General features: G+C 30.3%; 11 protein-coding genes. 10 read left to right on the forward strand and 1 reads right to left on the reverse strand.

What is annotated here, in order from left to right:
* The 9 genes from AC30RD_RS04255 to thiS all read left to right on the forward strand — a co-directional run.
* A partial coding sequence (locus AC30RD_RS04255; RefSeq protein ID WP_489493027.1) for an HlyD family secretion protein occupies window positions 1–642 on the forward strand: 642 nt, incomplete at its 5' end.
* Complete coding sequence (locus AC30RD_RS04260; RefSeq protein ID WP_489493029.1) at window positions 639–2,369, forward strand: molybdopterin-containing oxidoreductase family protein; 1,731 nt, start codon at window positions 639–641, stop codon at window positions 2,367–2,369. The genes AC30RD_RS04255 and AC30RD_RS04260, both read left to right, overlap by 4 nt.
* 24 nt (window positions 2,370–2,393) lie before the next feature.
* The gene (locus AC30RD_RS04265; protein ID WP_489493030.1) at window positions 2,394–3,575 is read left to right on the forward strand and encodes an aspartate aminotransferase family protein; all 1,182 of its coding nucleotides are present in this window, start codon (window positions 2,394–2,396) and stop codon (window positions 3,573–3,575) included.
* Between the two features lie 52 nt (window positions 3,576–3,627).
* Window positions 3,628–3,873 carry a type II toxin-antitoxin system Phd/YefM family antitoxin gene (locus AC30RD_RS04270; RefSeq protein ID WP_489493031.1) on the forward strand — a complete coding sequence of 82 codons (246 nt, stop codon included), beginning with the start codon at window positions 3,628–3,630 and terminating at the stop codon, window positions 3,871–3,873.
* Window positions 3,873–4,133, forward strand: coding sequence for a Txe/YoeB family addiction module toxin (locus AC30RD_RS04275; RefSeq protein WP_489493033.1), 261 nt, complete (start codon window positions 3,873–3,875; stop codon window positions 4,131–4,133). Before AC30RD_RS04270 ends, AC30RD_RS04275 begins: the two co-directional genes overlap by 1 nt.
* Window positions 4,126–5,313: a TolC family protein gene (locus AC30RD_RS04280; protein ID WP_489493034.1), complete on the forward strand. Its 1,188-nt coding sequence runs from the start codon at window positions 4,126–4,128 to the stop codon at window positions 5,311–5,313. Before AC30RD_RS04275 ends, AC30RD_RS04280 begins: the two co-directional genes overlap by 8 nt.
* The gene (locus tag AC30RD_RS04285; RefSeq protein ID WP_489493035.1) at window positions 5,300–6,298 is read left to right on the forward strand and encodes an SAM-dependent methyltransferase; all 999 of its coding nucleotides are present in this window, start codon (window positions 5,300–5,302) and stop codon (window positions 6,296–6,298) included. Before AC30RD_RS04280 ends, AC30RD_RS04285 begins: the two co-directional genes overlap by 14 nt.
* A 61-nt stretch (window positions 6,299–6,359) precedes the next feature.
* Entirely contained in the window at window positions 6,360–6,902 is a 543-nt protein-coding gene (locus tag AC30RD_RS04290; protein WP_489493037.1) for an ankyrin repeat domain-containing protein, read from the forward strand.
* On the forward strand, window positions 6,899–7,099 hold the full coding sequence (gene thiS / locus AC30RD_RS04295) for a sulfur carrier protein ThiS (RefSeq protein WP_489493039.1): 201 nt from the start codon (window positions 6,899–6,901) through the stop codon (window positions 7,097–7,099). The genes AC30RD_RS04290 and thiS overlap by 4 nt, the downstream gene beginning before the upstream one ends.
* On the opposite strand, the gene acpS is transcribed toward thiS, so the two are convergent.
* Entirely contained in the window at window positions 7,076–7,441 is a 366-nt protein-coding gene (acpS, locus tag AC30RD_RS04300; RefSeq protein WP_489493041.1) for a holo-ACP synthase, read from the reverse strand. The two genes, thiS and acpS, sit on opposite strands and share 24 nt — an antisense overlap.
* A gap of 79 nt (window positions 7,442–7,520) precedes the next feature.
* Here acpS and AC30RD_RS04305 point away from each other — a divergent pair, with 79 nt between their 5' ends.
* The gene (locus tag AC30RD_RS04305) at window positions 7,521–8,312 is read left to right on the forward strand and encodes an MlaE family ABC transporter permease (RefSeq protein WP_489493042.1); all 792 of its coding nucleotides are present in this window, start codon (window positions 7,521–7,523) and stop codon (window positions 8,310–8,312) included.
* The last annotated feature ends 65 nt before the right edge of the window (window positions 8,313–8,377 follow it).

Genomic DNA, 8,377 nt, shown 5'->3' on the forward strand with positions numbered 1-8,377 from the left:
GTTGTAGAAAATGAGCAAGTAATAGCTTTAGATAGCTATATCGATAAAAAAAGCTTAAAAAATTTAGAAAGTAAGCTGAAAAATTTAAAAAATATGCTAATTGCCGAAAAAGAGACTTTAAAAAATTTAGAAAAACTTGTAAAAATTAAAAAAGAAAATTACGAAAGAGTTAAAGATCTAAAAACAAAGTCAAAATTTGAAAAAGATATGAAGCTTTCAGATTATCTTACTACAAATTCTCAATATTTAGCTCAAATAAGCAAAATCGAAAACTTAAAAAACCAGATAGAGGATGTAAGATTAAATATTGAAAAAATAAAAGATATTTTAAAGAAAAAAAGTATAAAAGTTAGCGGTTATATCTATAATATTTATGTTAAAGAAGGTGATTTTGTAAATCCAGGAGCAAAACTTTTAGATGTTGCCGATATTTCAAAAGGAAAAATAGTTATCTATTTAGATAAAGAGGAAATCGAAAATTTAAAAGATAAAAAGATATATATAAACGGTAAAAAAACCAATCTGAAATTTTATAAAATTCATAAAATCGCCGACCCCGTTCATATAAGCGCCTATAAAGCCGAAATATTGATTGATTCGCCAAAAATATTTTCAAAAATCATTAAAGTGGAGATAAAATGAAAAAAACAGCATGTCCATTGGATTGTTATGACGCTTGTAGCGTAATTGTGGAAGAAAAATTAAAAGGTGATCCAAACCATCCGGTTACAAAAGGCCATCTTTGCTATAAATTAAACCATTATTTTAATTATCCTCAGCTTGATAGCGCATATTATAAAGGAAAAAAGATAGGTTTAAAAGAGGCTTTAGATATTTTGGAAGAAAAATTAAAATCTTCAAAAAATCCTCTCTTTTTTAAAGGTAGCGGAAATGTAGGAAAAATGCAAGATGTTACAAATCTTTTTTTTAGCAAAATAAAAGCTACTTTTACCTATGGAAGTTTATGCGACGCAGCTGGGCAACTTGGTATTGTTCAAGGAAGAGGCAAAAACCTGATACTCCCTCTATCACAAATTAAAAAAAGTGAACTTGTGGTTATTTGGGGCAGAAACGTAACAACTACAAACTCTCATCTTCTTCCTTTTTTGGATAAAAAAACGGTCGTAGTTATAGATCCAGTAAAAACTCAAATCGCAAAAAGAGCCCAAATGCATCTACAGATAAATCCAAGAACCGATTTGGAACTTGCGTGTATGTTGGCAAGATTTATCTATATGCAAGCGCAAGAAGATGAAGAGTTTGTTGAAAATAGATGCGAAGATTATGAATTTTTTGCCGATTTTATAAAAACTTATAGAATGGTTCCAACAGTAGAAAAAATAGGAGTAGATATACTTGATATAGCTACATTGGCAGAATTGATGAACTCAATGAAAACAGTTATATTGGTTGGAAACGGAGTTCAAAAATATTCTCACGGAACCGAAGTGGTTAGAATGATCGACTCTTTGGCCGCGATGCTTGGACTTTTTGGTAAAGAGGGATGTGGGGTTGGATTTTTGGGAGATACGAGTGTGGATATTGATGATCCTTTTAGCGTTGAGGTAAAAAGAGTCCAAAAAGCTGTAGTTGATTTTTCAAAATATGACTTAGTATTTATTCAAGGAAGCAATCCCATAGTTACTATGCCAAACAGTAAAAAAGTAATTGAAGGTTTAAAAAAGAGTTTTAGCGTAGTTTTTGGTATATATATGGATGAGACTGCAAAAATGGCCGATTTGGTGATACCTGCTAAAAATTTTTTACAAAAAGAGGATATTAGATTTAGTTACGGACACGAGTATGTAAGTTTGATGCCAAAACTTCAAGAAAATGATAACGCTTTAAGTGAGTATGAGTTTACTAAGGAGATGTTTGATAGATTTGGATATGAGGGGTTAAAAAGCGAAAAAGAGTATATAGAACATTTTAAAAAGCAACTCGTTAAAGATGGGGAATTTTACAAAATTCATTCATTTTTTGAAAATCCTTATAGCGACGATTTTTATACAGATAGCGGCCTTTTTTGTTTTTTGGATGAGGTAGAAGATGAGTTTAGCGATGATAAAGAAGGATTTTATCTAATAACTCCAAAATGCAAAACATCGCTAAATTCTCAGTTTAAAAGGGACAACTTTTTATATGTTCCTCCTTCGACTTTACTAAAAGATGGAGATAGAGTTTTAGCCACATCTATTTATGGTGAGGCGGAGTTTGAGGTAAAAGTAAGCCAGGATTTAAAAGAAAATAGTGTTTTAGCCTATAGCGGAAATGAAAAGGTCAATTTTCTGACGCCTCCAAAAACGGACAATTACGGAAATAACGCTATTTTTCAAGAGGTAAAAGTAAATATAAAAAAATTAAATTAAATATATATTAGTAAGGAAAAAAGAATGGACTTAAAAAAAATAGATTTAGAATATGTGCTACATACATATGCAAGAGAATATATAAATTTTAAAAAAGGCATAAACGCTACGCTTTTTGATGAGGATGGAAGAGATTATATAGATTTTACAAGTGGTATAGGTGTAGTAAGCGTTGGTCATGGAAATAAAAGATTAAGTGAGGCTATTTGTGAACAGGCAAAAAAAATAATACATATTTCAAATCTTTATCTTATAGAGCCGCAAGCTCTTTTAGCTAAAAAATTGGTAAATTTAAGCGGATATGATATGAGGCTCTTTTTTGCCAACAGCGGTGCTGAGGCAAACGAAGGGGCTATAAAGATAGCAAGAAAATATGGAGAAGTGGACGGAGAAGTTAAAAGATATAAGATTATTACGTTAAAACACTCTTTTCACGGTAGAACCATTACCGCGCTTAAAGCAACAGGTCAAGAAGCGATGCATACCTATTTTGGTCCATTTCCCGATGGATTTGTATATGCAGATAATATAGATAGTATAGAGTCTTTAATAGATGAAAAAACGGTTGCTGTCATGATAGAGCTTATTCAAGGAGAGGGCGGGGTAGAGCCTCAAGATAAAGAAAAAGTTCAAAGATTAGCAAAAAGTTTAAAAGAAAAAGATATTTTACTTATTGTTGATGAAGTTCAAACTGGGATTTATAGAACGGGGGAAGTTTTAGCAAGCAATCTTTATGAGATCGAGCCGGATATCATAACCTTGGCTAAAGGTCTTGGCGGTGGAGTACCAATTGGCGCAATTATGACAAGACTTAAAGATATTTTTTCTCCTGGAGATCATGGAAGCACCTTTGGAGGAAATTATCTAAGCTGCGTTGCGGCAAATACTGTTTTGGATATTTTGGAAGCCGATAAAGTAAGCGGAGATTTAGATGAGAGAATGGTATATTTTGAAGATAAGATAAATGCTATAGCTAAAAAATATGAAAATCTTTTTGAAAAAGCCGTAGGCCTTGGATATATGAGAGGTCTTAGAGCAAAAACAAGCCAAATCCAATCAAAAATCATTCAAAAATCACTTGAAAAAAGAGTTTTAGTGCTAAAAGCTGGAAGAAATACAGTTAGATTTTTACCTCCTCTTACCATATCAAAAGCTGAAATTGATGAAGGAATTAAAAGATTTGAAGAGGCTTTAAGAGGTTTATAAATTGACAAATCGTACGAAAAATGGTACGATTTTGTAAAAAAAAGGGGTGATTATGACAAAAGTAATAAATGTCTCTAAAGCAAGAGACAATCTATATAATCTTATAGACGAAACGGCTGAAAGTCATGAGCCTATTTTGATAAAAGGTAAAAGAAACAGTGCTGTTTTAATAAGCGAAGAGGATTTTAGAGCTATTGCAGAGACACTTTATCTTACTTCAATTCCTGGTATGAGAGAATCGATAAAAGAAGGATTGAATACTCCTATAGAAGAGTGTGAAGATAAATTGGACTGGTAATGTATAAGATTGTTTATACAAAACAGGCTATTAAAGATGCAAAAAAGATAAAAGAAGCCGGTTTGAAACATAAAGTTTTGAAGTTATTAAATATTTTAGAAAATGATCCCTTTGTTAATCCTCCAAGATATGAAAAGTTGGTAGGAGATTTAAAAGGTGCATATAGCAGAAGAATAAATATTCAACATAGACTTATTTATCAAGTTTTAGAAAAAGAAAAAATTGTGAAAGTTCTTAGAATGTGGACGCATTATGAATAGCAAAAAGATATTGATTTTATTACCCTTTTTTGTTTTTGCAGATGATTCGATATTATCTACTTTAAAACAAAAAGAGTTTGATATAGATTATAAAAAAAGCGAAGTTGAGTCAAAAAAACTAAGGGATTCTTGGATAAATCCCATAAATATGAGTTATTTCCATACAAAAAATGATCAGTTTGGACTAAATCAAGAGACAAAAAGTTTTAGAATCAGCATAGATCAACCCATTTTTAAAAGCGGGGGTATCTATTTTGCGATAAAATACGCAAACGCAAATAAAAAATTTTCAAAATTATCTGTAAAAGAGAGGGAAAAAGAGCTTATTGCTACTGCTATAAATCTTTTGTATGATTATAAAAAAACTGAGCTTTTAATAAAAAAGCAAAAACTTCTAATAAAAAACTCAAATATAGACGTCCTAAGAAAAAAAGAGCAGTATTTAAGCGGGCTTCTTGATAGCTCTTTTTTAGATCAAGCACTACTTAACAAAAATCAAAATCAGTTAAAGCTTTTAGAGCTAAAATCAAATCTTTCTCAAATTTATAAAAATTTCAAAGATATAAGCGATAAAGATCCAAAATATCTTAAAACGCCGAAATTTTTCATAATTTCAAAAGAGGAGTTTTTAGAAAAAAATATAGGACTAAAAAAAGCCAAAGAGGACCAAAAGGTAAAAAAATATTTTAAAAATATGACAATAGCAAGATATCTTCCCTCCTTTTCTTTAACCGCAAGTTACAATATTCAAGATACAAAAGGGGCACTTTTTATGCCATCAGGCAAAGAGAGCTATAAAGAGTATGGATTTAAAATAACTATGCCTCTATTTGATATAAACTCTTTTAGAAACATTGAATCTACAAAACTTGATTTTTTAAAATCAAAACTTTTACAAAATGATATAAAAAGAGCTGAAATCAATAGATTTGAGCTTGCTTTAAAAAAAATAGAAGTTGTTGAAAAAAAGATTGAACTTGCAAAAGAGGATCTAAAATTGTATAAAAATCTTTTAAAAAGCACATATGAACTATTTAAAGCCGGAGAAAAAACCGAATATGACATAAAGACTCTAAAAAACTCCATGGAGATTAAAAAAATTGATATTAAAATATATGAAATAGAGAAAAATCAGATATTACTAGATATTTATAAAAGAGTTAGTGATGATAAAATTTAGTAAATTTATGCAAGATTGGCTATATTCAAAAGATGGATATTATACAAATTATAAAGCGATTGGAAAAGAAGGGGATTTTTACACCTCAGTTAGCGTTAGCAAATTTTTTGGTGGAGCGATAGCAAACCATATAATAGATTTGATAGAAAAGGGAAAATTTTCAAAAAATGTAAATATTTTTGAGATAGGCGCTCACAAAGGATATCTTTTGGCAGATATCGTAGAGTTTATATATACTTTAAAACCACAATTATTAAAATATATAAGTTTCAATATTGTTGAGCCTTTTGAAGAGATGCAAAAAATTCAAAAAAGCTATTTTGAGGACTCTTTTGAAAATGTAATAAAATTGAACCATTATAAAAGCATAAAAGAGATAGATTTGGATGAGGGCATAATAATATCAAACGAGATTTTTGACGCTTTTCCTTGCGAACTGGTATATAAAGATAAAATGGCTTATGTGAAAGATTTTGAGATAGTTTGGAAGGAAAAAGATGAATATGTTAAAAATATCTCAAAAAAATATAATCAAACAAAAGGCGAAATTGCAAAAGGTTATGAAGAGTTTGCCAAAGATTTATATAAAGCTTTTAAAAAATGCTATTTTTTAACTTTTGATTATGGGGATTTAGAGGTTAGGGATGATTTTTCCATAAGGGTTTATAAAAAGCATAAAGTTTATCCTCTTTTTGATGAAGAGTTAAATTTGAAAGAGGCTTTTAAAAAGACAGATATTACCTATGACGTAAATTTTTCCCATCTAATTGATGCCTTTTTAGAAGCTGGTTTTGAAAAAGAGTTTTATAAAACCCAGCTTGTTGCTCTTATAGATTTTGGAATATTAAAACTTTTAGATATTGTTCAGGAAAAAAGGGGATATGAGGCTTATTTAAAAGAGGTAAACAGGGTTAAAACTTTGATTCATCCTACTATGATGGGAGAAAGATTTAAAGCCGTAGGTTTTGTAAAAAAGAAAGATTAATAAGAAAAATTAATATTTTAATATCTAGCACTAAGATATAATAAAAGAAAAAAGAAAAATTATGAAAAGAGTATTTTTATTGTTTATTGGAATATATCTTATCGCAGACAATATAAACGGATGGACAAGATTGCATGAAGCGGTTTTTGAGCATAAATATAAAATCATAAAAGAGCTTATCAAAAACGGAGCGGATATCGACAAAAAAAGTAATGCCGGGATCTCTCCTTTGCATGTAGCGGTAAAGATAAGAGATCTAAAAAGCGTTAAATATCTAATAGAAAATGATGCTGATATAGATATTCAGGATAACAACGGATTGACTCCGCTTCATTATGCTATCGGACAAAGAAGATTTGAGATCGTAAAATATCTTGTGTTAAAAGAAGCAAATATCAATATTAAAAATAGATATGGTATAACGCCGCTTCATCAGGCCGCATATACCGGAGATATAGATATATTAAACTTTTTAATAGATCATGGAGCCGATCCAAATATAAAAAACAATCAAGGACTAACTCCGTGTAAGCTTGCCTATTTGAAGCATCAATGGGGTGTAGTAAATATTTTAAAATATATTACCGAGGGGGAGTGTAGATGAGACTTATTATAAACGGAGAAGAGAAAAATTTTAAAAAAGAGTTGAGTTTAAAAGAGATTTTAAAAGAGCTAAAAATTGAAGATAAAGTTATGGCAATTGCTGTTAATATGAATATAGTTAAAAAAGAGGATTGGGATAAATTTGTTCCAAAAGATAACGATAAAATAGAGATGCTAACATTTGTTGCCGGAGGATAATTCAATAACTGCCACAGCTATAGCGTAATCTCCATCGTGAGAAATGGAGAGCGAAGTATCGCATATTTTATATTTTTTTACGATTTTATCGGAAAGTTTGAAATTTGGAGCTCCGCTTTTTTCTTTATATATCGTTATATCTTTAAATCTAAGATCTTTAGAAATTCCAGTTTTTAAAGCTTTTGCTATTGCCTCTTTTGCGGCCCAAAAACCGGCTGCTGTTTGGGGCTTTTTTATAAGTTTTATTTCATCATCGTTTAAATATTTTTTTAAGGCTTTATCTCCAAATCTATCCAACATATTTTTTATTCTATCTATTTTTACTATATCTACGCCTATCATAGTTTTATTTTAACATTATTTTGATAAAATTTGCTTAGGAATTAGTTTATTAAAATTTCCCAATTACCAAAGGTATTGAATGCAAATAATTTTTTATTATCTTGGTCTTCCTTTTGTAAAATTTTATAAAAGTTTAGAAAAATTTGGCGAATTTATAATCTTTCAATTAAAGTTATTGCCGCTATTTTTTGTGCCTCCTTATAGAATAAAAGAAACTTTTAAGCAGATAGATATTATTGGTATAGGTTCAATTTTTGTTATAGGACTTACAGGCCTTTTTACTGGTCTTGTCGAGGCTATACAGCTATATCACGGATTTCATAAGTTTGGCGCGGAAAATTTTATGGGATATACCATATTTGTTTCTATCTCTAAAGAGCTTGGACCCGTTTTTGGAGCATTAATGCTTGTTTCCAGAGCTATTAGTGCAATGGCGGCAGAGCTTGGAACGATGAGGGTTACAGAGCAGATTGATGCGATAGATACTTTAGCTATAAATTCTAAAAAGTTTTTAATTATTCCAAGGATATTGGCAACAACTATATCTTTACCTCTTTTGGTAATAATGTTTGTTTTTATCGCAAATTTGAGCGCCTACTTAATATCAACAATGGCCCTTGGAGTAAATCCTACAGCATATAAAGATACGATTTCCACATATCTTGAATTTAGCGATATAGGAACAGGTATTATTAAGGCTACAGTTTTTGGATATTTAATAAGTTCGATAGGCACATATGTGGGATATTTTACAAGAGGGGGCGCAAGAGGCGTGGGGCTTTCTACTACAAAAGCCGTTGTTTATAGCGCTATGACAATATTTGCGGCAAATTACTTTTTATCAAGTCTATTTTTATATTTGGATTGGTAGTTTATTGAAATGGTTAAAATGGTTGAGTGAGCAAGCGCAAAGCGAAGCTTTAGGAAGTAAACTGC

This window comes from Nitrosophilus sp., from assembly GCF_982775275.1.

What these genes read in the sequence shown, in the direction of transcription:
- AC30RD_RS04260 (WP_489493029.1), top strand. Translation starts at nt 639, where the DNA reads ATGAAAAAAACAGCATGTCCATTGGATTGTTATGACGCTTGTAGCGTA.
- AC30RD_RS04265 (WP_489493030.1), top strand. Translation starts at nt 2,394, where the DNA reads ATGGACTTAAAAAAAATAGATTTAGAATATGTGCTACATACATATGCA.
- AC30RD_RS04270 (WP_489493031.1), top strand. Translation starts at nt 3,628, where the DNA reads ATGACAAAAGTAATAAATGTCTCTAAAGCAAGAGACAATCTATATAAT.
- AC30RD_RS04275 (WP_489493033.1), top strand. Translation starts at nt 3,873, where the DNA reads ATGTATAAGATTGTTTATACAAAACAGGCTATTAAAGATGCAAAAAAG.
- AC30RD_RS04280 (WP_489493034.1), top strand. Translation starts at nt 4,126, where the DNA reads ATGAATAGCAAAAAGATATTGATTTTATTACCCTTTTTTGTTTTTGCA.
- AC30RD_RS04285 (WP_489493035.1), top strand. Translation starts at nt 5,300, where the DNA reads ATGATAAAATTTAGTAAATTTATGCAAGATTGGCTATATTCAAAAGAT.
- AC30RD_RS04290 (WP_489493037.1), top strand. Translation starts at nt 6,360, where the DNA reads ATGAAAAGAGTATTTTTATTGTTTATTGGAATATATCTTATCGCAGAC.
- thiS (WP_489493039.1), top strand. Translation starts at nt 6,899, where the DNA reads ATGAGACTTATTATAAACGGAGAAGAGAAAAATTTTAAAAAAGAGTTG.
- acpS (WP_489493041.1), bottom strand. Translation starts at nt 7,441, where the DNA reads ATGATAGGCGTAGATATAGTAAAAATAGATAGAATAAAAAATATGTTG.
- AC30RD_RS04305 (WP_489493042.1), top strand. Translation starts at nt 7,521, where the DNA reads ATGCAAATAATTTTTTATTATCTTGGTCTTCCTTTTGTAAAATTTTAT.